This is a genomic window from Pseudonocardia sp. CA-142604 (genome assembly GCF_050948475.1).
GTDB lineage: Bacteria > Actinomycetota > Actinomycetes > Mycobacteriales > Pseudonocardiaceae > Pseudonocardia > Pseudonocardia alaniniphila.
Genome location: NZ_CP192045.1, coordinates 4,682,673 through 4,709,100 on the forward strand (window position 1 = coordinate 4,682,673; position 26,428 = coordinate 4,709,100).

Genomic DNA, 26,428 nt, shown 5'->3' on the forward strand with positions numbered 1-26,428 from the left:
CGCCGGGAAGGAAGGCCGTGCTCGACACCAGGAGGCTGCGGATCTTCTGCACGGTGGCGGAGGAGGGATCGTTCACGGCTGCGGCCGCGCGGCTGCACCTCACGCAGTCGGCGATCTCCCAGCAGATGGCGATCCTCGAGCGGGAGGTCGGCACGGCGCTCGTCGAGCGGTGCCCGCGCGGGATCCGGCTGACGGCCGCGGGACGGTTGCTCGCCGACCGCGCCCGACTGCTGCTGAGCGAGCTGGCCTGCCTCGAACACGACCTGCACCGCCTCGGTGAGCGCCCCGCGTCGGTGCACCTCGGCGTCTTCTCCACCGCGGGTGCGTACCTGATCCCGCTCGTGGTGCAGGAGTACCGCCAGCGCCACACCGAGACACGTCTCGTCCTGCACCCGTGCCAGCCCGACGAGCTCGCGGCACAGCTCGCCGACGGTGCCGTCACCGTCGGCCTGACGTGGGACTACGACTTCGCCCCCCGACCGCTGGACATGATGGAGCGCCACCACCTGCTCGACGACCCGATGTGTGTGCTGCTCCCGGCAGGCCATCCGCTCGCCGACCACACCGAGCCGCTGCGGCTGCGCGACCTGGGCGCGGAGGCGTGGGTGGCGCGCCCGCACCGTGCCCCGTACACCGATGCGTTCGAGGTGATGTGCCGCATCGCCGGATTCGAGCCCGACATCGTCTTCCGCACGGAGGACTACCCGTCGCTGCAAGGTCTTGTGGCCGCAGGCGTGGGGCTCGCGGTCGCCCCGCGGCTGTCGCTGGTGGCGCAGCGCCCGGACGTGGTTGCCGTGCCCTTCGACGAGCCGGCGTTCAGCCGCCGGATCCACGCCGCCACGTTGCCGGAGACCCGCCGCGACCCGCTGGTCGGACAACTGCTCGACGTGCTGCGGGAGGTGTCGGCCGCCTCCGTCGAACTGGCCGCGGGCGCGGAAGGCCTCTGACTCCGCAGCCCTTCGCCCGGGCGTCACGTATCAGGCGGCTCCGCCGGTGCTCCTGCCAGCAGCGTCGGAAGGAGTCCCATGAACGTGTTCGTGATTCTGCTGATCGCGGTGGGCCTCGCCGCGGTGTACGGGCTCCTGTGGGTGCTGGAGGACCGGGCCGCATGGTCAGCTCACGAAAGCCTCGTGAAGCGCGCGCGGTGGGGGGTGATCGCCCTGGCGGTCCTCGTCGTGCCCATCGCCGCGGTCGAGGTCGTGACGGCCGCGTGGTAGCACGCCGGTCCTGGTGACCAGTCCTTTCCGATCTACCCTTGACGGCGCCTGTTTCCGCGACGGGCGTATGGCGTAGTTCATTAGCCAGGCTAATCTCCGGCATTAGATCTTCGCGCTGGTCGGCATGCGTGGGCGGCCATACGGTCGGGTCGTGGAGAGCATCGGTCACAGCGTCGTCGACGCACACGCGCACACCGTGCCCCTCGCCCTGCTGGAGGAGGTCGCCCGACGATCGGATCTCGACGGCGTCAGCGCTCGCAAGCTCGAGCGGGGATGGGCCATCGAGTTTCCCGGCGCGGGTCCGACCGTCGTCGCCCCGTTCCTGTCCAAGAGCGAGCTCCGCGAGGAGTACCGCACGCGGACCGGCATCGACGGGCAGCTCCTCTCACCGTGGGACGGCGTGCTGCCCGCCCCCGGTATGTCGGCTGCCGACGCGCGCAGCTGGGCTCACAGGGTCAACGAAGCGGTCCTCGCCGAGGCGGGCGGAGCCGGGCCCGGAACCCTCGCCGTCGTGGCGCTCGACGATCCGGAGCAGGCGGCGAAGGACCTGGAGTCCGCTGTCGTGCACGACGGGATGGCAGGCCTCGTCTTCAGCACGAATCCGGTTCATTGCCACGACCTCGCCGACCGGCGACTCGATCCGCTGTGGGCCGCTGTCGAGGGACTCGGCGTCCCGGTGCTGGTGCACCCGCCGAGCATCGGTCCGGCTGCCCAGGGGCTGCCCGACAGCGCCGAGTTCGCCAACGCCTACTGCCGGCTCGTCGACACCACGTTCGGCTTCGCGCGCCTGATCCTGTCCGGGGCGTTGGACCGGTTCCCCGGGCTGCGGCTGATCACGGTGCACGGCGGTGGCTTCCTGCCCTACCAGGGCGGGCGGCTGGACGGGGCACATCGCAGCGAGCGGCTCTCGTCCTACCCGATCGATCGGGACCGGCCGTCGGACTACCTCTGCGACCTCTACTTCGACACCGTGACCATGACACCGGATGCGATTCGGTACCTCGTCGACACCGTGGGCTCCGAGCAGGTGTTGCTGGGCACCGACTTCCCGTTCCCGCTGGGCGACCCGCAACCCGTCGAAAGGGTGCGGGAGGCGGGCCTCGCAGCGGACGTGACGACCGCGGTGCTCGGCGGCAACCTGGACCGGCTGCTCACCAGGAATGCTCGTGCCTGATCAGCTGCTACCCCCCGCCGCCGCGTTCGGCATGAACCCGGACTCCGTGGACGGGCCCGTCGGCCCGATCGCCTACCGCCGGACGGGACGTGGGCATCCGCTGGTGCTGCTGCACTCGCTGGCCCTGGACGGCCGCATGTGGGGTCCGTACGCCGCGCGGCTCGCTCCGCACTTCGACGTCATCGCGCCGGACGCCCGCGGGCACGGCGGGAGCGGCTGGGACGGCGGGCCGTTCGACACGGCCGATCTCGCGGCCGACCTAGCCGCCCTCCTCGACGGGCTCGGGCTGCCGAGCGCCCACGTGCTCGGCATGTCGATGGGTGGCAGCGTCGCGATCGAGTTCGCCGGAACGCACCAGGCACGCGTGGACCGGCTGGTGCTCGCCGACACCACCGCGTGGTACGGCGAGACGGCGCGGGGCGCCTGGACCGAGCGCGCCGAGCGGGCGGTCGCGCTGCCCCGCAGGCGGCAGGTGCCGTTCCAGGTCGACCGCTGGTTCACCGAGCGGTTCCGGCGCACCAGGCATGACGAGGTGCGCCGCATAGCCGGGATCTTCGTCGAGACCGACTCCGGCGCGCACGCGGAGGCGTCGCTCGCGCTGGGCCGGCTCGACGCGCGCCACCTGCTGGCGGGCATCACCGCACCGACGTTGTCCGTGACGGGCGAGGAGGACTACGCCACGCCCGTGCCGATGGGCCGGGAGATTGCCGAGGGCGTCGCCGATGGGCGTCACCGCACTCTGAGCGGGCTCCGTCACCTGTCGCTCGTGGAGCGCCCTGATCTGGCCGGGCTCGTGCGAGCCCACCTCGACGGCGCTGAACCGGCCGAACCCGACTCGGTGGGCACCTGCTGTCTCGCCGGGGCGGCCGGACATGCGGCGGTGGTCGCATGAAGCCGGGCCGCTTCGCCTACCACGCGCCACGGTCGACGGCCGACGTGCTCGACCTGCTCGCCGACCACGGAGGCGAGGCCAAGGTGCTCGCGGGCGGGCAGAGCCTGATGCCGCTGCTCAACTTCCGGATGGCGGCCCCCGAGCACCTCGTGGACATCAACCGCCTGCCCGGACTCGACCAGCCCGTCCGGACGGACACGGGATGGCACATCCCCGCACTCGTGCGGCAGCGCGTGGTGGAGCGGTCGGCAGAGCTCGCCGCCGACCTTCCGCTTCTGTGCACGGCGCTCACGCAGGTCGCCCACCCACAGATCCGCAACCGCGGCACCGTCTGCGGCAGCCTCGCCCACGCCGACCCGGCGGCCGAGTTGCCTGCGGTCATGACGGCGCTCGGGGCGCACCTGCACATCGCCTCCCGGCGCGGGGAACGGATGGTGCCGGCCGACGACTTCTTCGTCTTCCACCTCACGACCGCTCTGGAGGAGGACGAGATGCTCATGGGCGTCTCGATCGACGACCTGGCGCCCGGCACCGCGACCGCCTTCCGGGAGTTCGCCGCGCGGCACGGCGACTTCGCCCTCGCCGGCGTGGCGGGCGTCGCGGCCCGCGACGACGACGGGACCGTGACGGCCTGCCGGCTCGTCGCCGCGGGGATCGGCGCGACCCCCCAGCGGCTCACCGCTGCCGAGCAGGTCGTGATCGGCAGCCGGCTCGAACCCCGCGCGCTCGCGTCCGCCGAGCGGGCCGTGCGCCAGGAGGTCGAGCCCACCGGGGACGTCCACGCCCCAGCGGAGTACCGACGCGATCTGGTCGCGGCCCTCGCACGCCAGGTGCTCAGCGACATCTCTCATGGCGAGCAGAACCGGGAAGGACGAAGCCATGCCGCCTGACCTGTCCGATCAGGACGACGTGGTCCGGGTCGTCACGACCGTCAACGGCGTTCGCCACGACGAGATCGTCGACAGCCGCCTCAGCCTGGCCGACTTCCTCCGCAACCGCCTGCGCTTGACCGGCACCCACCTCGGCTGCGAGCACGGTGTCTGCGGCGCCTGCACCGTGCTCGTCGACGGCGCGGCGGTGCGGTCCTGCCTTCTGCTCGCCGCCCAGGCGGACGGCGTCGAGATCGAGACCGTCGAGAGCCTGGCGGGCGAGGACGGCGACCTGGGGGATCTGCAGGCGGCGTTCCGCAAGCACCACGCCGTCCAGTGCGGGTTCTGCACGAGCGGATTCCTGATGAGCACCACGGCCGCCCTGCGCGAAGGGCCGGTCGCGTCCGCCGCGGAGGCCCGTGAGGTGCTCGCGGGCAACATCTGCCGCTGCACCGGCTACGCCGGGATGGTTGCGGCGCTGCTCGAGGTCTCGGAGGGGAAGGGTCGCGATGACCAGCGTGTTGACCACAGCCACGCCTGACCGCGCCGCGCGGGTGGCGAACCCGCAGATCGGCGCGCCGCTGCGGCGCCGCGAGGACCACCGGCTCCTCACCGGCGCCGCGCGCTACCTCGACGACCTCGACCTGCCCGGCTGCTACGAGGCGGCGTTCCTGCGCAGCCCGCACGCCTCCGCCCGCATCGTCGCGATCGACACCAGCGCCGCCGCTGCCCTGCCCGGTGTCTTCGGAGTGTGGACAGGCGCCGATCTGCGGGTGCTCGCGAAGGGGATCCCGCCGAAGGTCACCCACCCGCAGCTGCGGGACATCCCCCGCCTGCCGCTCCCGCCCGAGTCGGTGCACTTCGTCGGGGAGCCGGTGGCGGTGGTCGTCGCCGTCTCCCGGCACGTCGCCGAGGACGCGCTCGAGCTGATCGACGCCGAGTACGACGTGCTGCCGGCGGTCTCGTCCACCGGGGCGGCGCTGGCCGACGGCGCTCCGCTCGTCCACGAGGAGATGGACAGCAACGTCGCGGTGCACGTCATCCAGACGGCGGGCGACCCGGACGCTGCACTGGCCGCCGCCCCGCATCGGCTGCGCGAACGGTTCACGGTGGCGCGCGGAGGCGGGCACTCGATGGAGACCCGCGGGGTCGTCGGGTCCTTCGACGCCGCCACCGGGCAGCTGACCGTCTGGGACACCACGCAGTCCCCGCACTACGTGCGCAACCAGCTCGCCTACCTCTACGAGGTACCCGAGGACGAGATTCGCGTGGTCGCGCCTCCCGACGTCGGCGGCGGGTTCGGGCCGAAGGCCCAGTTCTACGGCGAGGAGGCGGTGATCCCCTACCTCGCGAAGATCCTGCGGCACCCGGTCAAGTGGATCGAGGACCGCCAGGAGAACTTCGTCGCCACGATGATGGAGCGCACCCAGGTGCACGACGTCGAGATCGGGTTCGACGACGAGGGCCACATCCTGGCCGTCCGCAACGTCTTCCAGCACGACCAGGGGGCGTACTGCGCGGGCCTGCAGGTGCCCATGATCACGCTGAGCACCCTGCCCGGCCAGTACCGCATCCCGAACATCCACTCCGAGCTGATCGCCTGCTACACGAACATGGTGCCGACCAGCTCCGTGCGCGGCGCGGGCCGTCCGCAGGCCGTGGTCGCCATGGAGCGGATGGTGGACCGCGCGGCAGAGCACCTGGGCATGGACCCCGCCGAGTTCCGGCGCCGCAACCTCGTGCCTGCCGACGAGTTCCCCTACCGGGTCGGGCTCACCTTCCGCGACGGCAGCCCGCTCACCTACGACAGCGGCGACTATCCGCAACTGCTCGAAGCGGTGCTCGCCCGCTTGGACTACGACGGCGAGCGCGAGCGGCAGCGCGAGCTGCAGGCACAGGGACGCCTGATCGGGATCGGCCTCGCCGCCTACGTGGAGGGCTGCGGCCTCGGCCCGTACGAGGGGTCGCGCTTCCGGCTCGCCAACGACGGCACGATCATCGTGACGCTCGCCGCCGCGCCGCAGGGCCAGGGGTACGAGACGGTCTACGCACAGATCGCCGCCGACGCCCTCGGCATGGACATGGACCTGATCCGGGTCACCACCGGCGACACCAGCCGGATCCCGTTCGGCCAAGGCACGTTCGCCTCCCGCAACACCGCCACCGCCGGCCCGGCCACGCTGCAGGCCGGGCGCGAGATGCGCGAGAAGCTCTTCCTGGTGGCCGAGGCGATGCTCAAGACCAGTTCGGAGGGGCTGGTCCTCGTCGGCGACCGGATCTGCGTGGCGGACGAGCAGGAACGTGGCGTGTCGTTGCGGGAGATCGCCCAGGCCGCGAACGTCGGCAAGCACGGGATCACGCTGGCTCCGGGGATCCTGCCGGGACTGGAGACCACCTCCTACTTCGCTCCCGAGCGAGCTGCGTACGCCAGCGGAACCCACGCCGTGGTCGTCGAGGTCGACCCGGAGACCGGGGGGATCGAGATCCTCAAGTACGTGATCGGCCACGACTGCGGCACGGTCATCAACCCGTTGCTGGTGGACGGACAGGTGCTGGGCGGTTTCGCCCACGGCATCGGCAACGCCCTCTACGAGGAACCCTTCTATGACGAGGCGGGACAGCCGCAGAGCACCAGCTACCTGGACTACGCCCTTCCGTCCGCCGTCGAGGTGCCCCCGGTCGAACTGGTGCACCTGCACACCCCGAGCCCCCTGAACCCGCTGGGTGCCAAGGGCGCGGGTGAGGGCGGCACCATCCCGGTGCCCGCCGCGATCGCCAACGCCGTGGAGGACGCCCTGCGCCCGTTCGGGGCCCGGATCACCGAGCTGCCGCTGAGCCCGGCGAAGGTCGTCGGAGCGATGACCGCAGCACCTGGAGTCTGACGCCGGCTGCAGGCCTCCGCCGTCGTCGAGGCCCACCGGTCAGCCTGGCATACAGGTCTTCCCGGTGTTAGCAGTGAAACTGGTGCTGTTGCGGCTGTCTTTTCTGCCGACCGTTGTCCGGTTACTCTCGATGCGTGGCCCGCAGTCACGTTTCTGCAGAGCCGTCGCCTCGATGAACGACGTGGTCAGGCGGCGCGATCACCCTGATGTACGAGGAATGGTGCACGGTCGGCCCGTTCGTGCGGCACCGCTTCCGCGTTCGACGGCCGGGTCGGCGACCGAAATTCTGGCGCTGCAGCGCAGCGCGGGAAACGCTGCTGTCGTGCAGCTCCTCCGTCGCCTTTCGGCTGACCGAACCAGTGGCGAACTCCCGGCGAGCAATTCGCCGGAGAACGGGCTGACGGTGCAGCGGGTTGTCGACACTGCGCCCGATGCGACGGAAGCGGAGTGTACGACAGCGATCGCGGCCGGCGACTGGGATCACGTCGTCCAGCTGATTTCCGGGCTGCCATCGTCGCCCACCCCGGAGCAGATCCGTGACTCGTCGGATCGGCGACTCGAGGAATGGCAGACCAGCAAGCTGGCGTCACTCGAACCTGATCAGCTGCGCTACCTCGACGACGCGGTGCGGCGTTCGGGCCTCTCGGGCTCCCGCCTTCGCACCGCGATCGGAGCGCAGCTGAGCGCGGCCGGTGTAGGTGCCGAGCAGGCCGAACCTGGCGAGGGCTACGGCACGGTCAGGGTGTTGGTGTCGAAGGTTCAGCACGGTGATGCCCGCGCCCAGCGGCGGACGCCGTTCAAGTACGTGTTCGAGTTCGAGTTCCGGCCCGGGCCGGCCGCCTGCGCTGATGAGATCGGCTTCATTCAGACCGTACGGGTCGTCGACTCCGTCACCCGTGACAACGTCACTTCCCAGGGGACCGCGCGAATGACCCCGAATTACGTGGCGATCGACCGTACCGGTGGTATGAGCCAGGGCTGGTACGGCATGAAGAACGACGGGAAGAAGACCTACGACAACGTCGAGGTGTGGGTGCGTAAGAGCTCGATCTGGAAGCGTGGCAGCTCGCGTGCCTGGCTGCACGACGGCCCGAGCTCGGATCGCGGCAACCGCGACTACCAGTTCGAAGCGTCGGTGGTATGCCGCAAGGGCGCTGATGAAGGCAAGGTCTACGCGGTTGTTCTCTGGGGCTTCACCGTCGATGAGAATCTCACGGTCACTGTGACGCCGTTCCGAGTATTCAACAAGCCCAGCTCCGATTTCACCCAGGCGGTCGCTGCCTGGAATGCCCAGGCTGCAGGGCCTGTTTCGGCTCGTAGCGCACCCGATCAGAGCACTCTGCCGACAGTGAGCTGATCGGCAACGGTCTCAGCCGTTGTCGCGGCGCACGACGACCGCCTCCCACGGACGCAGCCGCACCGAGCGATGCAGCGTCGGCGGTGAGTCGGGATAGTTGCCGATGATCAACCGCGATCCCGGCCAACCGGCCACCGCCCCGTCCGGGACGACGACGGCGTCGGACGAGAAATTGGCGAGCACCAGCAGTCCGCGTTCCGCCTGGGTGCGCGTGAACGCGTAGATGGCCGGGTCGTCGGGCAGGAGCAGGGTGAAGGCGCCGTCCGTGACGAGCGGTTCCGTCCTGCGCAGGGCGATCAGCGCCCGGTAGTGCGCGAAGACGGAAGCGGGGTCATGGAGCTGCGCGGCAGCGTTGATGTGCACGAAGTTGGGGTTGGTCCGCAGCCACGGCGTGCCGGTGCTGAACCCGGCATTCTCGGTGTCGTCCCACTGCATCGGCGTGCGGCCGTTGTCCCGCGAGCGTGCGCGGAGCGCGTCGAGCACGACGTCCGCGGGCTCGCCGCGCCGCGTCACGGCCTCGGTGTAGTAGTTGCGTGACTGGATGTCCGCGAAGTCGTCGATCGAGCGGAAACGCGTGTTCGTCATCCCGATCTCCTCGCCCTGGAACACGTAGGGCGTGCCACGGTGCAGGTGAAGGACCGTTGCCAGGAGCTTCGCGGACTCCTCCCGATACGTCGTGTCGTCGCCCCACCGGGAGACCACTCGGGGTTGGTCGTGGTTGTTCCAGTACAGGCTGTTCCATCCGGTGTCGGACAACCCGTGCTGCCAGCGCTCGAACGTCCGCTTCAGCGCGACGAGGTCGAGCGGGCGGATATCCCACTTGTCCCGTCCCTGGTCGATCTCCACGTGGTCGAACTGGAAGATCATGTCGAGCTCCCCGCGGGACGGGTCGGTGAGCAGGCGCGCGTCGTCCACCGACGTTCCGGGGGTCTCGCCGACGGTCAGGAGCACGGCCTCCCGACCGGCGAACACCTCGCGGCGCATCTCCTGCAGGAAGTCGTGCAGCCGTGGGCCGTTGGTGTAGAGCGCCTCGGCGTCGCCGTACAGGGCGCCGTCGGTGAGGTGGGCGTCGGGGAGGCCGACCGGCTTCGAGATGAAGTTGATGACGTCCATGCGGAAGCCGTCGACTCCACGGTCGAGCCACCAGCGCATCATCCGGTGGATCTCCTGCCGGAGATCGGCGTTCTCCCAGTTCAGGTCCGGCTGCTTGCGGGAGAAGATGTGCAGGTAATACTCGCCGGATCGGTCGTCGAACTCCCATGCCGGCCCGGAGAAACGCGATCCCCAGTTGTTGGGCAACGGCCGCCACCAGTACCAGTCCCGCTTCGGGCTCTCGGGGTCACGCGACTCCACGAACCACGGGTGCTCGTCGGAGGTGTGGTTGACCACGAGATCCATCACGACCCGGATCCCGCGGGCGTGCGCCTCGCGGAGCAACTCGTCGAAGTCGTCGAGCGTGCCGAACATCGGGTCGATGTCGTAGTAGTCGCTGATGTCGTAGCCGTTGTCGTCCTGTGGGGACGGATAGACCGGGGATAGCCAGAGGGCGCCGACACCGAGAGCGACGAGGTGATCGAGCCGGGAGATGACTCCCCGAAGGTCGCCCACGCCGTCACCGTCGGAGTCGGCGAAGCTGCGGGGGTAGATCTGGTAGACCGTGGCCGTCCGCCACCACGTATCGGCGGTCACTCCAGGACGATTTCGTCGGTGGTCGCGCGGGACGTGTCGAGATCCATGCCGATGCCCGGGGTGTCGGTGGGACGCAGCGTCCCGGCGACCGGCACCACCGGATCGGCGAGGAAGAACTGGTGGATGCCGTTCCATTTGACGAGGTCTTCCTGGAACGGCGTGTGCATCGGCGACTGCGTGAGGGAGAAGTGCAGAGTCGCTGCCGCCGAGTGGCCATGGGGGATGACCACGAGATCGTGGGCCGTCGCGTAGGCCGCGATCTTCAACGTCTCGGACAGCCCGCCGCACCAGTAGATGTCCGGCTGGACGACGTCGAGCGCGCCGCTGTCGATGAACCGGCGGAAGCCCCAGCGCGTGTACTCGTGCTCGCCCCCGGCGATGGGGATGGTGCATCGGTCCCAGAGCCGCCGGTACCCGTCGACGCGGTCGGGCATGACCACTTCCTCGAGCCAGCGTGGACGGTAGGACGCGATGCGTGACGCCAGTGCGGTGACGTAGGAGACGTCCATCGACTGCCAGCAGTCGAACATGAGGTCGTAGTCGTCGCCCACCGCGTCCCGGACGGTTCGCACCAGGTCGACGTTCGCGTGCAACCCCTCGTAGCCGCTGGTGGGCCCGTAGCGGAAGAACCACTTCTGCGCCGGGTAGCCGAGGTCGCGGTATTCGAGTGCGCGCTTGCGGACGAGGTCGGGATCGCGCACCGAGAACCCGAGCATGGATGCGTACGCGGGAACGGCTTCGCGCGTGGGGCCGCCGATCAGGCGGTACACTGGCTGGCCGAGCCACCTGCCCCGCAGGTCCCACAGCGCGCAGTCGACGGCGCTGATCGCGAGCATCGAGATGCCTTGGCGCCCGTGGACCTGGCTGCGGTGCATCTGGTCCCAGAGCTTCTCGCCGGCGATCGGGTCACGTCCGATCAATAGAGGGCGCAGCTCGCGGGCGACCAGCCAGGCGACGGTTTCGGGGACGGGACCGGCGCGTCCGACCAGGCCGTCGTCCGTCTCGATCTCGAGGAAGTGGGCGGTGATCTCGAAACCGTCCGGGGTCTGCACGCCGCCTTCGTGGTCGTCCCGGGAGCGGTATTCGGGGTAGACGTCGATCGGGCGGACCAGGCGCTCCTCCCAGTAGTCGCCGTCGGTCGGAATCGTGCTCGTCAGGCGGCGCAGCCGGACCTGCGAGATGATCACGCTCGAACTCCGTTCTCCGCCGCCGGTACGGGGCGCTGCGTCGCCGGCTTCCAGACAGCGAGGGTGATCGCCAGCGCGATCACCGCCACCAGCGACATGGCGGCGAGCCAGAGCAGGCCGCCGTTGAAGTCACCTGTGCTCTCCCTGATGGCCCCGATGACCGCCGGGTTGACCACGCTCGACAGGTTGCCGAGCGCGTTGATGAGGGCGATCCCGCCCGCCGCGGCCGCTCCGGTGAGGACGGCGGTGGGCACGCCCCAGAACGTCGGCAGGACGCCGAAGACTCCGACGGACGCCACGCACAGCGCCACGAGCTTGATGATCGGCTCGTCGACGATCGCCGAGCAGACGAGGCCGACGAACGAGATGCCGAGTGCTACGTAGACGCTCCCCGCGCGCAGGCCCGGCCGGTCGGCGAGCCGCCCGAGCACGAGCATCCCGATCAGCCCGAACACGTACGGGATCGCCGCCACGAAGGTGGTCTCGGTGGTGCTCAGGCCGAACGGCTGGAGGATCTGCGGGAGGAACGTGCTGACGGCGCCGTTGAGGTTCGTGAGGCCGTAGTAGACCAGGGCGAACATGAGCACCTGCGGGCTGAGCAGCGTCCGCAGGACCGCGCGACCGTGCCCCGTGTGCCCGCCGGCCGCTTCACGTTCGGCCCGTTCGCCGGCCAGTGTGTCGGTGATCCACGTGCGTTCCTCGGCGGTGAGGAACTTCGCCTTGTCGGGGTTCGCCGGGAGGAGGAACGGGATCAGGACCCCGAGGACGACGGCCGGCAGGCCCTCGATGAGGTAGACCCACTGCCAACCGTGGAGGCCGAGCAGGCCTTCCATCTCGAGGATCAGGCCGGACAGTGGGGTCCCGATGATCAGCGCGACCGGGATGCCCGCGGTGAAGATCGCCATGATGCGGCCGCGGTAGGCCGCGGGGAACCAGAGCGTCAGGTAGAAGATCACGCCGGGGAAGAAGCCGGCTTCGGCCGCGCCGAGCAGAGCGCGGGCGACGTAGAGGCTCGGGACGTCCCAGACCAGGGAGTGGGCCGCAGCGAGGATGCCCCACGTCACCATGATCCGTGCGATCCACCAGCGGGCACCGAACCGCTGTAGCGCGAGGTTCGACGGGACCTCGAGCAGGACGTACGGAACGAAGAACACGCTGGCGGCCACGCCGAACGCGGCCGCGCTGATACCGAGGTCGGCGTTCATGGTCAACGCCGCGACCCCGAGGTTGGCGCGGTCGATGATCGCGATGAAGTAGCCGGCGATGCTGTTGATGTCACGGCGCGCACCGAGATGGGCGAGACCTTCTACTTCAGCCTCTGCGACGGCCTGCAGCAGACGCTCGCCACCCGGTCGCTCGATCTCGTGGTGCTGCCCGTCGGTGGTGCTGCCCGTCGGGGCGTCGGCCGACCGCGACCGGTTCCTCGTCAATGCGGTCGACCGGCATCTCGCCGACGCCTACATCGTCTCCAACACCGGTCTTGCCGGGGGAAAGCGACGCTCATCCGCCACGCGAGAAGGCCGGAGGCTGACGGTCGACCGGCGGCCGCGGTCAGGTCAGGCATCTGATCGTCGGCCACGGTCCGGGCTCGTCGTCCCCGTGCGGCGGGTGGGCGAGTGCGGTGCGGTAGGCGGACACCTGCTCCTCCGACAGGATTCCGGCCAGCCGCAGCACCACGCGGCCGGTGACCACCACGTGCTCGTCCACGAGTGGTTGGCCGCCTTCGTCGTACCCGAACTCGCCGGCGATCAGGACCTGCTCGGCGAGCTGTGCCCGGCGTGCCTCGGCCTGTGGCGGGCCGGCCAGTACTTCGATCACTCCGCCGTCCGTGACGCGCCGGGGATCCTGCGGCCCCGGCAGGCGGCGGTCGTGGAACGCCACCACCACGGCGCCCGGATCCGCGGGAGCCCCGGGCGAACCCGCGGCGCAGCGCCCCACGGAGTCCAGGGGAAGCCCGCCTGCCCGCAGCGCCTGCACGATGGTCCCGGCGAGGGCGGAGTTCTGGTCGGCCGCGGCCGAGCCGCAGCCGACCAGCAGCAGCGACATCGCGAGCGACACCGCCGCCAGCGCCCATCGCCGCACGGGAGCGACTACACGCTCACGAGGCCACCGAACGGGCTGGTCGTGTCGATGTTCCAGAGGCGGGTGAGCAGTTCGTCGGCGTCCCATCCGGTGCCGGAGAAGTCCACCGCGTCACGGAACTTCGCCTCCAGCTCGTCGCGCGTCAGTGGAGCGCGGTGGTCTCCCCGCGGCACGTCCGAGCGCTCGCTGAGCGTGCCCCGGCCGACGGTCTCCACCTCCACGACGGCGAACGAGTACTCCCACTCCGGCGCCCCCACCGGCGGCGTCGCCGACTCGGTCAGCTCCGCGCGCTCCACGAGTTCGCGCGCCTCGGGCCGGGTGACCGACTCGTCGGTGAACGTGCGCAGGCCGAGCGACCGGTCGAGCACCGCTGCCGCCGCGACGTACTCGCCGCTGAACTTGCCCTGCAACCCGGAGGCCGGGCGATGGTGGATCAGAGGGTCCATCCCACCGGGCTCCAGCGTGACGCGGATCCGGCGCACCTCGGCGGGGTCGAGCTGGTCCCGCTCCACCAATCGGAGTGTGGCGTCCGCGGTGCGCTGGGTGTTGTAGCAGGCGGGGTACTTCTTGACGTTGATCCCGTGGCGGCGCAGCGCCCACGGCTGCTCCAGCGCAGCCAGCACGCCGCCCAGCCGGGTGCGGTCGCCGTAGAGGTTGAAGTAGCCGAGCGGCGACTCCAGTTGCTGAGGGTCGGCGGTGAATCCGCCCGCGGCCAGTGACGCCGCGAGCACGGCGTCGCGAGCGGCGAGGCCCGCATGCAGCGGCTTGGTCATCGTGCCGAAGTTCTGCCGGCTCCCGCCCGCCATCGTGGCGGCGAGACCGAGCGCGGAGCGGGTCTGCTCGACGTCGCTGCCGAGCAGGCGCGACACCGCGGCGGCCCCGGCGACCACGCCGAGCGTCGCGGTGGAGTGCCAGCCCCGCCCGTAGTGCTCGCGCAAGGCGAAACCCTCGGCCAGCGCCGTCACGACGTCGAACCCGATGAGGTAGGCGTCGAGCAGATCGCGCCCGCCTGCCCCGGCCTGCTCGCCCGCAGCGAGGATCGCCGGCCACAGCACCACGCTGGGATGCCCGTAGATCTGCTCGGTGACGTCGTCGTAGTCCAGCGCGTGCGCCGCCGTGCCGTTGATCAGCGCCGCTGTGGGTGCGTCGGTCCGGGCCCCCGTCGGCAGCACGGTGGACGTGCCCGCGCCGGGCGCGGTACCCGGCGTCCGCTCCAGGATCTGCACGGCTTCCTCGCCGCGCGCGGCGATGCTGATCCCCACCGTGTCGACGAGGGTGCGCCGGGCGAGGTCGAGCACGTCGGGTGGTGCGGCGGAGACGTCCGCCTTGACGGCGTACTCGGCGATGCCGTGGGTCACCTCGGGAACGTTCTCGGTCATCGGCTGCCTCCCTGAGGCGTCGTGGTGATGAGCGTGGGCACGGTGGCGCGGGCGCCGGGCCGCATCAGGCGTCGTCCTTCCGGGGCGTGATGGAGTCCGTGCGGAACGGCGACGTGATCGGCTCCTTCCAGGGCGACATCGCCCCCTCGTAGCTCGGCGGGCCGAGCCGGAAGTGCTGCGCCTGCTCCAGCGTCTCGATGAACGGCAGGTCCATCGGGTACAGCGCGTCGGCTTTCGGGCGGCCGCCCGCCTTGGACACGTGGCCGTACAGCCGGTGGCCCAGGATCTCCTCGGCGAGTGCCACGGTCTCGATCAGCTTGTCGAGGTCGACGCCGGTTTCGAAGCCGAGGCCGTCCAGCAGGTGGACGAGGTCCTCGGTCGGGGTGAGAGCGGCGGCCCGGCCGTTGCCGCAGTAGGGGCAGCCGGCCATGCCGCCGATGCTCGCGTCCAGGACCACCGTGCACCGCTCGTGGACGGTCCGCAGTGCGGAGTACGCGCTGATCGGAGCCATGCCGCGGGTGTTGTGCAGGTGGAGGTGGAACGTGCTGACCGATGGCCAGCGCTCCTGGATCGCGTGCAGGTCCGCCTCGACGTGGTGGGGGAGGTTCCAGCCCATCGGGTCGCCGAGGAAGACCTTCGTGACCGCGATGCCGTGATCGGTCCACATCGCGTACTGCCGTTCCAGCAGTTCCATCCGCTGCTCGTGGCGGAACGGGCCCAGCCAGTTCGAGCCCCAGGCCGCGTTGACGCCCATCTCCGCCTCGGTCACGCCGTCGGCCGCCGCACGTTCGACGATCCCGGACCAGGTGTCGATCTCCTGCTGCTGCGAGCGGTTGGTGTTGCGCCGCGCGAAGACGTCGCACAGGTGCACCCGTGTGAACGGGCGCTCGTCCTCGAGCGAGAGCTTGTGCGGGATGTAGGCAGCCCGCCGCTCCACGCCCCGCGAGTTGAGCGCGAGGGCGGTGTAGGTGACGCCGGGCGCAGGAGTGAAGCCCTCGACGATCTCGTCGATCCCCGCCATCTGTGGCGTCCACTTCGGACTGACGAAGCTGCCGACGACGATCCGCCGCAAGCCGGTGGCCGACAGCGCGTCCAGGAGTCGGATCTTGTCCTTCACCGGCACACCGGCGTCCTCGATCTGCAGGCCCTCGCGCATGCCCTCCTCGACCAGGACGACGTCGGGGAAGCCGGGCGGTCCGGCGATCGTCCCCGGCAGTGGGGTGGGAAGCGTGCTTTCGGTGCTGGTCACTTCTCGACCTCCTTCCGGCGTCCGGCGAGCTCCGCGAGGACCTCGTCGGTGTGCTCGCCCAAGAGCGGCGGTGCCATGCGGAACTCGGGCCGGCCCTCCGGGCCGCGAACGGGCAGCGCGATCGACGTGTAGCCGGGGATCCGCGGGTGTGGCACCTGCTGGAACGCGCCGATCGCGGCCACCTGCTCGTGTGCGGCCACCTCGTCGAGCGTCTGGATCGGGGTGATCGGCACCCCGGCGTCACCGAGAACGCCCACCCAGTGGTCGGAGTCGTGCTTCGCGAGCGTCGCCGACAGCTCGGCGAAGAGCTCGTCGCGGTGGTCCACCCGGTCGGCGTTCTGGTCGAAGCGCGGATCGGACAGCAGGTCGGTGCGGTCGAGCGCCGTGCAGAGCCTGGTCCAGAGGTTCTGGTTGCCGGCCGCGATGATCACGTGGCCGGTGGCCGTCGGGAACGCCGCGTAGGGGTAGATGCCGACGGTGCCCGAGCCGAGGCGCTTCGGTACCTCTCCCGCCGCGAAGTAGCCGGTGAACTGGCCGGGCAGCCACATCAGCGCGGTGCTGAGCAGCGAGGTCTCCAGGTGCGTGCCGAGGCCCGTGCGGTCGCGGGTGCGCAGCGCGTCGAGCACGGCGATCGCCGTCCACATCCCCGTGCCCTGGTCGAGCACCGACACCGGGATCCGCGAGGGCGGCCTGCCGTCCTCGCCCGTCAGGCTCATCAAGCCGCTGAACGCCTGCATCAGCGGGTCGTACGCGGGGGAGGAGGCCAGCGGCCCGTCCGAGCCGTAGCCCGTCATGTCGCAGTAGATGAGGCGCGGGTTGATGGCGGCGACGTCGTCGTAGCCGAAGCCCAGCTTGGCGAGCGAACCCGGCCGCAGATTCTGTACGAACACATCGGCGCAGGCGAGCAGCTCACGGAAGTGCGCCGCCCCCTCCGGGTCCTTCAGATCCAGCTCGACGCTGCGCTTGTTGCGGTTCAGCGCCGAGAAATGGCAGCTCTCGCCCTCCCAGAACGGCGGCCCCCAGCTGCGTGTGTCGTCGCCGATTCCCGGGCGTTCGACCTTGATCACGTCGGCGCCGAGGTCGGCGAGGATGAGCGTGGCGAACGGTCCCGCCACGCTCATCGTGACGTCGACGACCCTGATCCCTTCGAGCGAGCCGAGCATCAGCCGAACTCCGCGATCTCGAGCACGGCCGGGTCGTGGCTGGGGATCACCTCGGCGCCGAGCCGGTCCATCTTCGCGAAGGACTCCATGTAGTCCAGGAGATTGGTGAACGACCCGGACGGGATGTGCGCGAGCCGGTCGTCGCCCTCCCAGTTCGCCCGGGTGTCGCAGGTGTCGCCGGCGAGCAGGTACCGCTCGCCCCCGCTGGTCACGAGCACGCCCTGCGAGCCGGGCGTGTGCCCGGGCAGCGCCACGACCTCGACTCCGGGCGCGATCTCGACGTCCCCCGTCACCGTCGAGAAGCGGTTGAGCATCGGCGCCCACGGCGGGCTGATCCGGTCGGTGTTCTCGAACGCGGTGCGCGTGGGGGCGGCCGGGTCGACGGCGTAGAGCAGCTCCGCCTTCTGCACGACGTACTTCGCGTTGGGGAACAGGTGGTTGTTGCCGCAGTGGTCCCAGTGCAGGTGCGTGTGGATGATGGTCCGCACGTCCTCGGGATCCACGCCGATTCCCCGCAGTGTCCGAAGTGGATCCTCGTCGGGCGAGCGGTGGAAGTCGTACCCGTGGTGCTCCCGCACGAACTCGGGCTCCGGTGTGCCGGAGTCCACGATGATCGGGTGGTCGCCGCCGGTGATCACGAACATCATCTGCGGGACGTCGTGGAACTCGCCCCAGCCGCGCTGGTACTGCAATGCGGCTGCGGGGAACCCCCGCAGCACCCCGGCCGGCAGGGCGTGGATCTTCAGTTTGACCGTCACGACTTGTCATCCCCTCCATCGGCGACGAGCACCGCGCCGTTGACGAACGTGGCCCGCTTCGAGGCGGCGAAGACGATGAGGTCGGCCAGCTCCTGCGGCGTGCCCCACTCGTGGCCGGGACGCGCGATGCCGCGGCCCCACTCCCGCCTGCGCTCGGCGGCGGCCGCTCGGTCGTTCTGCGCGTCGAGCCCATCGCCGAGGCCTTCGCCCCAGCGTGCGAAGCGCTCCTCGGTGTTGACGAACCCGGGCACCACGGCTACCACGCGGATGCCGTGCTCACCCAGCTCGGTGGCGAGGATCTTGCTCAGCCGGTTCTCCGCCGCCTTCGCCGGACCGGTGCACGACGAGCGGAACGGCGGCTGGGTCACCCGGATCGCCGTCTCGCCGGTCACGTTGACCACCACGCCGCCGCCCTGCTCGATCATCATCGGCGCGAACCGCTGCGTGAGCCGGAACTGGGCGAAGAAGTTGATCTCCATACCCTGCACCAGCTCCTCGTCGGTGACTTCGAGGAACGGCTTGTAGGTGCCGTTGCCGGCGTTGTTGACCAGCACGTCGATCCGGCCATGGGTCGTCGTCACGTGGGCGACGAGCCGGTCGAGGTCGGCGAGGTTCGTGACGTCGGTGCTGAGCGTGTCGACCGTCGCGCCCGTCGACTCGGCGATCGAGGCCGCCGCCTTGGCCAACTGCTCCTCACGGCGCGCCGCGATCACCACCCGGGCGCCCTCGGACGCGAAGTGCCGGGCGGTCTCGAGTCCGATGCCGCTGCTGCCCCCCGTGATGACGACGACTTTGTCCGTCAGGCCGAGATCCATGCTTGTCTTCCTCTCGAGGCTCAGTACGACTTCGGAAGGCCGAGAACCTGATGGCCGATGTAGGCGAGGATCAGGTTGTTGTTCACCGGCGCCACCATCGGCAGGCGGGCCTCGCGGAACTTGCGCTCGATCTCGAACTCCTCGGCGAGCCCGTAGCCGCCGAAGGTGTCCATGGCCGCGTTGGCCGCCGCCCAGTTCGCCTTGGAGGCGAGCAGCTTCGCCGCGTTCGCCTCGAACCCCGGCTGCTCCCCGGCGTCGAACTTCGCCGCCGCCTTCCATCGCACGAGGCTCGCGGCCTCGAGATCGGCGTAGGCCTGCGCGAGCGGGAACTGCACGCCCTGGTTCTGGCCGATGGGGCGGCCGAACACCACCCGCTCGCGGGCGTACTCCGTGGCGCGGTCGATGAACCAGAAACCGTCGCCGAGCACCTCGGAGGCGACCAGGATCCGCTCGGCGTTGAGTCCGGAGAGGATGTAGCGGAACCCCTTGCCCTCCTCGCCGATCCGGTTCTGCACCGGCACGCGCAGGTTCTCGATGCGGACCTCGTTGGTCTCGTGCGAGGTCATCGTCCGGATCGGCCGCACCGAGATGGCATCGCCTGCCTCGCGCAGGTCCACCAGCAGCACGGACAGGCCGTCGGTCTTCTTCTCGACGTCCTCGTAGCGGGTGGTCCGCGTGAGCAGGAGCATGTAGTCCGAGTGCTGGAAGCGCGAGGTCCAGATCTTCGCGCCGTTCACCACGTAGTGGTCGCCCTCGCGGGCGGCGAACGTCCGGATGCGGGTGGTGTCGGAGCCTGCGTCGGGCTCGGTGACGCCGAAGGCCTGCAGCCGCAGGGTGTTGGCCGCGATCTCGGGCAGCAGCCGCTGCTTCTGCTCGTCGCTGCCGTGCCGCAGCACCGTGCCCATCGTGTACATCTGCGCGTGCGCCGGCACCCCGGTGCCGCCGGAGCGGTTGATCGTCTCCAGGATGAGCGCCGCGTCCGCGACGGTTCCGCCGCCACCTCCGTACTCCTCGGGGATCAGCACGGAGAGCCACCCGGCCTTGCCGAGCGCGTCGACGAACTCGACGGGGTACTCGAGCTTCGCGTCGCGCTCCCGCCAGTACTCCGACGGGAAGCGCGAGCACAGCTCGGCGACGGCGTCCCGGATCGCCCGCTGGTCGTCGGTCAGTTCGAAGTCCACGTCCATCCTTCCGGCTCGGTGCCCAGGTGGTGTCGTCCCAGGTGGTGTCGTCCCAGTGGTGTCGTCACAGGTAGTCCTCCGCAAGTGCGAGACCGCGGATCTCCGCCACCGGCCCGCTGCGCCGCAGCGACCCCGTGCGCAGCACGTATCCCCGGTCGGCGAGCGCGAGCGCCGGGCGGGCCATCTGCTCGGACAGCAGGATCGCCGTGCCGCGGCGTTGGACGTCGCGGATGGCCGCGCTGGTGTCCCGGATCGCGATCGGGGACAGGCCCAGGAACGGCTCGTCGAGCAGCAGCAGGTCCGGTGCGGCGGCCAGAGCCCTGGCGAGCGCGACGATCTGTTGCTGGCCGCCGCTGAGCGTTCCGGCGGCCTGGTGCCGCCGCTCCCTGAGCAGGGGGAACGTGTCGAAGAGCCAGTCGAGCGTCGCCCGACGCGTGGCACGCGAGGTGCCGTAGCAGCCGCTGAACACGTTGTCCTCGACGCTGAGGCTCGCGAAGACCCGCCGGCCTTCGGGGGACAGTCGGATCCCGTTGCATGCCCGGTGGTTGGTCGAGGAGCGGGTGATGTCCCGGCCGCGGTAGATCACGGCGCCGGAGGCAGCCCTGACGGTGCCGATCACGGTGTGCAGCACGCTCGACTTGCCCGCGCCGTTGGCACCGATGAGTACGACCGTCTCGCCTTGCGCCACCGTGAGCGAGAGCCCCTGCACGGCGTGCACCCCGCCGTAGCGGACGTCGACGTTCTCCAGCTCCAGCAGCGCGGTCACCGGACGACCTCCGGCTCGTCTGTACCCAGGTAGGCGCTGATCACCGCGGGGTCGGCGAGCACGTCGTCCGGGACGCCCGCGGCGAGGGGCCGTCCGGTGTCCATCACGAGTACGCGATCGCAGATCCGGCGCACCAGGTCCATGTCGTGCTCCACCAGGAGCACCGCGCAGTTGCGCGCCACTGCCCACGCCACGATCTCGTCCACGCGGCGCCGCTCGGAGCTCTCCAGCCCGGCCGCGGGCTCGTCGAGCAGCAGGACGCGAGGTTCGATCGCCAGCGCCATCACCAGCCCGAGGGTCTTCTGCAGCCCGTACGGCAGGTCTCCCGCCCTGTCGTCGAGCCGCTCGGCGAGCCCCATCCGGGCCAGGAGGCGGTCGAGGTCGGCGGCGTCCATCCAGCGCGAGGAGTACGCCCGCGCGCGGGCCAGGTTCTCCCGCACCGTCACCGCCGCGAAGACCGAGACGTGCTGGTAGCTGCGCGCGATGCCCTGGCGGGCGAGCCTGCCCGACGACATCCCGGTGACGCGGTGGCCTGCGAGACGCACGGTGCCCGCGGTGGGGGTGAGCTGTCCGGCGAGCATGCTGACGAGCGTGGTCTTGCCGGCGCCGTTCGGGCCGATCACGCCCAGGACCTCGCCGGGCGCCACGCCGAGGCTGATCCCGGAGACCGCCGCGACCCCGCCGAAGCTCTTCGCGATCCCCTCGACGTCCAGCACCGGCGGCCGGTCCGGATGCGCGCCTGCAGGCGTCGGCTGCTCGGTGGTAACGGCCACAGGTTGATGCGTCGGTGTCGGACGCTCGTGCGCCGTCGCCGGGGTGAGCACGCGGGCGGCCGCGGCGACGAGCCCGGTGAGGCCATCGCGGGCGAAGAGCACCACGAGCACCATCACCCCGCCGAGCAGCAGCTGCGCGTACTGGGCCTCCTCGGCGAAGGTGTGCGTGAGCCAGGAGAGCACGGTTGCACCGACGATCGGGCCGAGGATCGACCCCGCCCCGCCGACCACCGCCCCGGCAACGTGGTTGACCGCGCTGAACGGGCTGAACGACTCGGGGTGGGCGTTGCCGATCTGGTTCACCAGCACCAGCCCGGCAAGCCCTGCCACTCCGGCGCCCGCGACGAAGGCCAGCGTCTTGTGCCACCACGGCAGCAGCCCGAAGCTGGCGGCGAGCGGCTCGTTCTCCTTGATGCCGGCGAAGTGCCTGCGCCACCGGATCGTCACGGCGGCGACGACGAGCACGCCGACGATGCCGATGATCACGGAGTAACGCAGCAGCGGTCCGCGTGCCCCGAACGTCTCGGTTCCGAGCTGTGCTGCCGGGAAGCCGGAGATACCGCTGTTGCCGCCGAGCCAGGCGGGGCTCATCTGGATGACCAGTACCGTCACCTGCGCGAGCACGAACGTCACCAGTGCGAAGTAGGTGCCGCGCAGCCGCAGCACCAGCGCCCCGATCGGCAGCGCGACCACGGCCGGGATCGCGAAGCAGAGCACCACCAGCGCGATCGCGTTGTCGGTCAGATGGGTCGCGGTCAGTGCGGCGCAGTAGCCGCCGATGGCCATGAACGACGGCGAGGCGAACGAGAGCAGGTCGACGCGCAGCAGGATCCACACGTGCAGGGTCGCCAGCACCGCGACGATCACGGTCGGCGTGAAGAACAGCAGGAACGGGTCGGCGGTGATCTTCGGCAGCGTGAACGCCAGTAGCAGCAGCGCGAGCGCCACGACCTCGGCGCCGGCGAGCCGGCCGAGCTGTCGCGGCCGCGTGGTCAGTTCGGCGCTAGACATGCTTCACCTCCCGGCCCAGCAGCCCGGTCGGCCGGACCACCAGGAGCACCAGAACGAGGCAGAAGAGCAGGAGCGGCGCGACCGTGCCTCCGATGTAGATCCCGGCGAAAGACTCGACCATCCCGATGAGCAACGAGGCGAGGACCGCCCCGGACAGGCTGCCGAGCCCACCGAGGATCACCGCGAGGAACGAGACCATGAGGACCTGGTCGCCGATCGAGGGTGCCAGCGAGAACAACGGCGTCACGAGGGCGCCGGTGAGCCCGGCGATCCCCGTGGCGATGCCGAACGCCAGCGGGAAGAGGATCTTCGGCCGCATCCCCTGGATGACCGCGATGTGACGGTCGTCGGCCATCGCGCGCAGCCCGCGCCCCGTCTGCGTGCGATAGAGGAACAGGTGGATGAGCATCACGGCAACGACGGCGACCCCGATCACGACCAGGCGGCCGTAGGGAACCGCCGCCCCGCCGATCCGCAGCGTGCCGTCCAGCGGGAAGTTGTAGGCCACGGCCTGGGGACCGAAGAGGATCAGCACCCCCGCGGTGATCATCAGGCCGAGCCCGAGGGTGAGCACGATCGTTGCCAGGTGGTCGTCGATGCGCTGCTCGATGACCGTGATCTCGAAGGCGTACCCGAGCAGGGCGGTGACGAGCGCTGCGACGATCAGTCCCACGACGAAGGGCATCCCCATCTCCGTGGAGACGTAGTAACCGATGTAGCCGCCGAGGGTGTAGAAGGCGCCGTGCGCGAAGTTGATCACGCGGAGGATCCCGAAGATCATCGAGAATCCGAGCGCCATGAGGGCGTACTGGGCGCCGAGCGTCAGCCCTCCGAACACGGCCTGCAGCACATCGCTCACGGCTGTGTCGCCTCCAGACGCACCAGGGGCTGCGGCTGACCGTCGCGGATGTAGCCCATGTAGAACGGGAACGACATCTCCTGGTCGACCCCGAACTCCTGCTGCCCCGTCCACACGCCACGTCCCAGGTCGGGGTCCTCGAGCGGATCCTGACGCAGGCGTGCGGCGACCGCCTGGGTGTCGGTCGTCGTGCCGGCGGCGGAGATCGCCCGCAGCAGTGCGCGTGCCGCCGGCAACCAGCCCAGCGTCAGCGAGGTGGCCGGGCGGCCGGCGATCTGCTCGTACTCGGCCGACAGTTGCTGCATCCTCGGGTCGCTGAGATCGACCATCGAGTAGTAGAAGAAGTTGCCGAGCACGTCGTTGCCGCCCGCGACCCGGGCGATCTCGGCCGTGCTCTCGCCGCCCAACCGGCAGAAGGTGCCCGTGTAGCCGGCCTGCCGCAGCTGCTTGACCATCGTGCCCGCGTCGGCCGCGGGCGTGGACGCCAGGTCGACGAGGTCGGGGTCGTGGCCGAGGATCCGCGAGACGATCGGTGCGAAGTCCTGCGTCCCGCGCTGGTAGCTCTCGCGGCTCACCGGGAGCCCGGCCTGCGTGAACCGGATCTCGTTCACGTCGGCGATGTCCGAGCCGCTCTGGTCGCTGGTGGCGACGATCGTGACCTTGCTGAAGCTGAAGTGCTTGCGCGCTTCGGCGATGATCGGGGCCGCCCACACCGAGGGCCCCGGGGCGACGTGGAACACCAGTGGGTACCGGGGCTGCAGTGCGTCGCGCCCGAACCCGTTCGCCACCAGCAGCATGTCGTTGCGCCCCGCGAGGGGCTTCATTCCGGTGACCTCGGTGGCCCCCATCGGTCCGATGACGAACCGGATGCCCTGGCCGATGAACTCACCCGCCCCGTTGGCGGCCCCGGCGCTCGTGTAGCCGGTGTCGTAGGGCGACACCCGGACGTGGCAGGTCCGCTCGCCGACCCGAAGACCGCCCTGCTGGTTCACCTCCGCCGCAGCTAGGTCGGCCGTGCCCTTCATGGACAGCCCGAAGTCGGCGGCCGGCCCGGCGAGCGGGCCCAATGTGCCGATCGTGAGCACACACGCGCCGTTCTCGTCGGTGGTTCCACTGGCCTCGACCTTGTCGGCACCGCAGCCGGCGAGAGCGAGCGCCATGCAACACGCCATCCACGCTGCCGCGGATCTGGGCACGCGCATGGATCGGCCTCCTTCGCATCACCTTTGATCGCGGGAGTCAGGACACGTGGTCCGACCGGGTCAGCGGCCCTGCCAGTTCGGCGGGCGCTTCTCCAGGAAGGCGCGGATGCCCTCTTCGCGGTCCTGGGAGAGGTAGGGGTTGGGACCGACCGAGAGCCGCAATGCGGAGTGCACCGGCAGTTCCCAGCCCTTGGTGACCATCTCCTTGTAGCGGCGCAGCGTGAGCGGCGCGTTGGCCACCACCGAGCGCACCAGCTTCTCGGCCGCATCACGCAGGTCGGCCGAGGGGACCACCCTGTTGTAGAGGCCCCACTTGAGCGCCTCCTCGGCGCTCAACGGTTCGCCGGTGTAGAGCATCTCCAGCGCGACCGCCCGCGGGATGAGCCGGGGGAGCAGCACCGTCGCGAAGTTGGCGCCCATGCCGCGCTTGGCTTCCGGCATGCCGATGACGGCGTGATCAGCGGCGATGCGCAGGTCACAGGCCAGCGCGAGCTCACAGCCGCCGGCCAGGACCGGACCGTTGATCACCGCGATCGTCGGCTTGTACGTCTCGGTGATCGTCTCGTACACGTTGCGCTCGGCGCCGGTCATCGGCACCGGGATCTGCTTGCCCTGCCGGGCGAGCTCGTCGAACTCCTTGAGATCGGCACCGGCGCAGAACGCCTTGTCGTCTGCTCCCGTGAGCACGACCGCCCAGATGTCGTCGTCGATGCTCGCCTCGCTGAACCGCCGCACGAGCTCGCTCGCCACACCGGTGCTCATCGCGTTACGTCGCTCGGGCCGGTCGATGGTCAGGTAGGCGACGTGCTCGTCGACCTCGTACACGACGTCGTTGTGCCGCTCGGTCACGCCCGCACCTCCCGGGCGATCAGCGGTGTGCTTCCTCCTGGTTCGTACGGAGTGGGATCCACGGTGCTCCCGTCCACCTCGGCTACGATGCCCGACGCGTTCGATATTTCGAACGTGTGTCGGCAGATCGACCAATTCGACGGTAGATCGTGCGGGCTGCAGAGGTCAACGGGCTGACGAGTGGGGGAGGGAATGTCCGAACTGCGCAGTCAGGAGTTCGACATCGGGCGACCAGCGACGATCTGCCGGACGTCGACGACGAGCGGGGGAAGCCGATCATGACCCGCACCGTCCCCGCGGTCGTCCGCGCCATGGACATCCTGGAGCTGTTCCTCGACGCCGACGCGGAGCTGAGCCCGCGCGACTTCGCCGCCCGGCTCGGGTTGCCCCGGACCACCGTCTTCGAACTGCTCAACACCCTCGTCTCGCGTGGCTACCTCACCCGCGCCGGCGAGGACTCCTCGCGCTACCGCCTCGGCGTGCGGGTCTTCCAGCTCGGCAGTGCCTACTCGGAGCGGCTCGACCTGGCCCGCGAGGGCCGGCGCGTGGCCGCGGAGGTCGCCGGCCGCTGCGACGAGACGGTGCACGTGGCCGTGCTCGACGGGAGTGACGTCGTCTACATCGCGAAGGTCGACAGCACGCGATCGGTCCGGATGGTCTCCGCCGTGGGTCGCCGGCTGCCCGCCCACTGCTCGGCGGTGGGCAAGATGCTGCTCGCGGGGCTGCCGTCGAGCGCGGTACGCGCGCGTCTGCCCCAGGACCGGCCGCTGCCGGCGCTGACACCCCGAACACTGACCTCGGTCCGCAAGCTCGAGCGCGAGCTGGAGAGGATCCGCGCCGAGGGGGTGGCCTTCGAGCACGGCGAGTCCAATGACGACGTCTCGTGCGTGTCCGCCCCGGTCTACGACCACGGCGGCAGCATGGTGGCCGCCATGAGCATCTCGGTGCCCTCCAGCCGCTGGGACCACAAGAGCGACATGGAATGGGCGCAGCTGGTCACCGAGGGCGCCGCGCAGCTCTCCGGCCAGCTCGGACACATCGGAAACGCAGCGCGGCTGCCGACCGGACGCTGAC

The 26,428-nt window shown here is 70.3% G+C and carries 24 protein-coding genes; 9 read left to right on the plus strand and 15 right to left on the minus strand.

Annotation, left to right across the window (positions count from 1 at the left end):
* Positions 1-17 precede the first annotated feature (17 nt).
* The 8 genes from ACQPZQ_RS21140 (at position 18) to ACQPZQ_RS21175 (ending at position 8,391) form a co-directional block, all read left to right on the plus strand.
* The gene (locus tag ACQPZQ_RS21140; protein WP_433298482.1) at positions 18-947 is read left to right on the plus strand and encodes a LysR family transcriptional regulator; all 930 of its coding nucleotides are present in this window, start codon (positions 18-20) and stop codon (positions 945-947) included.
* Between the two features lie 78 nt (positions 948-1,025).
* Positions 1,026-1,217, plus strand: a complete 192-nt coding sequence (locus tag ACQPZQ_RS21145; protein WP_433298484.1) for a hypothetical protein — start codon at positions 1,026-1,028, stop codon at positions 1,215-1,217.
* A gap of 151 nt (positions 1,218-1,368) precedes the next feature.
* Positions 1,369-2,391 (plus strand): amidohydrolase family protein, encoded by a 1,023-nt coding sequence (locus tag ACQPZQ_RS21150; RefSeq protein ID WP_433298486.1) that lies wholly within the window; start codon positions 1,369-1,371, stop codon positions 2,389-2,391.
* A complete protein-coding gene (locus ACQPZQ_RS21155; RefSeq protein WP_433298488.1) occupies positions 2,384-3,283 on the plus strand; it encodes an alpha/beta fold hydrolase in 900 nt (299 codons plus the stop codon). The genes ACQPZQ_RS21150 and ACQPZQ_RS21155 overlap by 8 nt, the downstream gene beginning before the upstream one ends.
* Positions 3,280-4,173: an FAD binding domain-containing protein gene (locus ACQPZQ_RS21160; protein WP_433298490.1), complete on the plus strand. Its 894-nt coding sequence runs from the start codon at positions 3,280-3,282 to the stop codon at positions 4,171-4,173. Before ACQPZQ_RS21155 ends, ACQPZQ_RS21160 begins: the two co-directional genes overlap by 4 nt.
* Positions 4,163-4,693 carry a (2Fe-2S)-binding protein gene (locus ACQPZQ_RS21165; RefSeq protein ID WP_433298492.1) on the plus strand — a complete coding sequence of 177 codons (531 nt, stop codon included), beginning with the start codon at positions 4,163-4,165 and terminating at the stop codon, positions 4,691-4,693. Before ACQPZQ_RS21160 ends, ACQPZQ_RS21165 begins: the two co-directional genes overlap by 11 nt.
* Entirely contained in the window at positions 4,662-7,034 is a 2,373-nt protein-coding gene (locus ACQPZQ_RS21170; protein WP_433298494.1) for a xanthine dehydrogenase family protein molybdopterin-binding subunit, read from the plus strand. Before ACQPZQ_RS21165 ends, ACQPZQ_RS21170 begins: the two co-directional genes overlap by 32 nt.
* Positions 7,035-7,107: 73 nt before the next feature.
* Positions 7,108-8,391 carry a hypothetical protein gene (locus ACQPZQ_RS21175; protein WP_433298496.1) on the plus strand — a complete coding sequence of 428 codons (1,284 nt, stop codon included), beginning with the start codon at positions 7,108-7,110 and terminating at the stop codon, positions 8,389-8,391.
* 12 nt (positions 8,392-8,403) lie between these two features.
* Here the strand turns inward: ACQPZQ_RS21175 and ACQPZQ_RS21180 are convergent, their stop codons facing one another.
* The 15 genes from ACQPZQ_RS21180 to ACQPZQ_RS21250 form a co-directional block, all read right to left on the minus strand.
* Positions 8,404-10,080: a glycoside hydrolase family 13 protein gene (locus ACQPZQ_RS21180; protein ID WP_433298498.1), complete on the minus strand. Its 1,677-nt coding sequence runs from the start codon at positions 10,078-10,080 to the stop codon at positions 8,404-8,406.
* Positions 10,077-11,267: an enolase C-terminal domain-like protein gene (locus tag ACQPZQ_RS21185; protein ID WP_433298500.1), complete on the minus strand. Its 1,191-nt coding sequence runs from the start codon at positions 11,265-11,267 to the stop codon at positions 10,077-10,079. The genes ACQPZQ_RS21180 and ACQPZQ_RS21185 overlap by 4 nt, the downstream gene beginning before the upstream one ends.
* Positions 11,264-12,697, minus strand: a complete 1,434-nt coding sequence (locus ACQPZQ_RS21190; RefSeq protein WP_433298502.1) for an MFS transporter — start codon at positions 12,695-12,697, stop codon at positions 11,264-11,266. Before ACQPZQ_RS21190 ends, ACQPZQ_RS21185 begins: the two co-directional genes overlap by 4 nt.
* Positions 12,698-12,818: 121 nt before the next feature.
* Complete coding sequence (locus ACQPZQ_RS21195) at positions 12,819-13,349, minus strand: hypothetical protein (RefSeq protein ID WP_433298504.1); 531 nt, start codon at positions 13,347-13,349, stop codon at positions 12,819-12,821.
* 8 nt (positions 13,350-13,357) lie between these two features.
* Positions 13,358-14,728, minus strand: a complete 1,371-nt coding sequence (locus ACQPZQ_RS21200) for an MmgE/PrpD family protein (RefSeq protein WP_433298506.1) — start codon at positions 14,726-14,728, stop codon at positions 13,358-13,360.
* Between the two features lie 64 nt (positions 14,729-14,792).
* The gene (locus ACQPZQ_RS21205; protein ID WP_433298508.1) at positions 14,793-15,977 is read right to left on the minus strand and encodes a citramalate synthase; all 1,185 of its coding nucleotides are present in this window, start codon (positions 15,975-15,977) and stop codon (positions 14,793-14,795) included.
* Positions 15,974-17,140: a CaiB/BaiF CoA transferase family protein gene (locus ACQPZQ_RS21210; RefSeq protein WP_433298510.1), complete on the minus strand. Its 1,167-nt coding sequence runs from the start codon at positions 17,138-17,140 to the stop codon at positions 15,974-15,976. The genes ACQPZQ_RS21205 and ACQPZQ_RS21210 overlap by 4 nt, the downstream gene beginning before the upstream one ends.
* Positions 17,140-17,898, minus strand: coding sequence for an N-acyl homoserine lactonase family protein (locus ACQPZQ_RS21215; protein ID WP_433298512.1), 759 nt, complete (start codon positions 17,896-17,898; stop codon positions 17,140-17,142). The genes ACQPZQ_RS21210 and ACQPZQ_RS21215 overlap by 1 nt, the downstream gene beginning before the upstream one ends.
* Positions 17,895-18,713 (minus strand): SDR family NAD(P)-dependent oxidoreductase, encoded by an 819-nt coding sequence (locus ACQPZQ_RS21220; protein WP_433298514.1) that lies wholly within the window; start codon positions 18,711-18,713, stop codon positions 17,895-17,897. Before ACQPZQ_RS21220 ends, ACQPZQ_RS21215 begins: the two co-directional genes overlap by 4 nt.
* Positions 18,714-18,733: 20 nt before the next feature.
* On the minus strand, positions 18,734-19,894 hold the full coding sequence (locus tag ACQPZQ_RS21225) for an acyl-CoA dehydrogenase family protein (protein WP_433298516.1): 1,161 nt from the start codon (positions 19,892-19,894) through the stop codon (positions 18,734-18,736).
* 64 nt (positions 19,895-19,958) lie between these two features.
* The gene (locus ACQPZQ_RS21230) at positions 19,959-20,660 is read right to left on the minus strand and encodes an ABC transporter ATP-binding protein (RefSeq protein ID WP_433298518.1); all 702 of its coding nucleotides are present in this window, start codon (positions 20,658-20,660) and stop codon (positions 19,959-19,961) included.
* A complete protein-coding gene (locus tag ACQPZQ_RS21235; RefSeq protein WP_433298520.1) occupies positions 20,657-22,444 on the minus strand; it encodes a branched-chain amino acid ABC transporter ATP-binding protein/permease in 1,788 nt (595 codons plus the stop codon). Before ACQPZQ_RS21235 ends, ACQPZQ_RS21230 begins: the two co-directional genes overlap by 4 nt.
* A complete protein-coding gene (locus tag ACQPZQ_RS21240; RefSeq protein ID WP_433298522.1) occupies positions 22,437-23,303 on the minus strand; it encodes a branched-chain amino acid ABC transporter permease in 867 nt (288 codons plus the stop codon). The genes ACQPZQ_RS21235 and ACQPZQ_RS21240 overlap by 8 nt, the downstream gene beginning before the upstream one ends.
* On the minus strand, positions 23,300-24,505 hold the full coding sequence (locus ACQPZQ_RS21245) for an ABC transporter substrate-binding protein (RefSeq protein WP_433298524.1): 1,206 nt from the start codon (positions 24,503-24,505) through the stop codon (positions 23,300-23,302). The genes ACQPZQ_RS21240 and ACQPZQ_RS21245 overlap by 4 nt, the downstream gene beginning before the upstream one ends.
* A gap of 60 nt (positions 24,506-24,565) precedes the next feature.
* Complete coding sequence (locus ACQPZQ_RS21250; protein ID WP_433298526.1) at positions 24,566-25,354, minus strand: enoyl-CoA hydratase/isomerase family protein; 789 nt, start codon at positions 25,352-25,354, stop codon at positions 24,566-24,568.
* A 278-nt stretch (positions 25,355-25,632) separates the two neighbouring features.
* On the opposite strand from ACQPZQ_RS21250, the gene ACQPZQ_RS21255 reads away from it, so the two are divergent.
* Entirely contained in the window at positions 25,633-26,427 is a 795-nt protein-coding gene (locus ACQPZQ_RS21255) for an IclR family transcriptional regulator (protein WP_433298528.1), read from the plus strand.
* The last annotated feature ends 1 nt before the right edge of the window (position 26,428 follow it).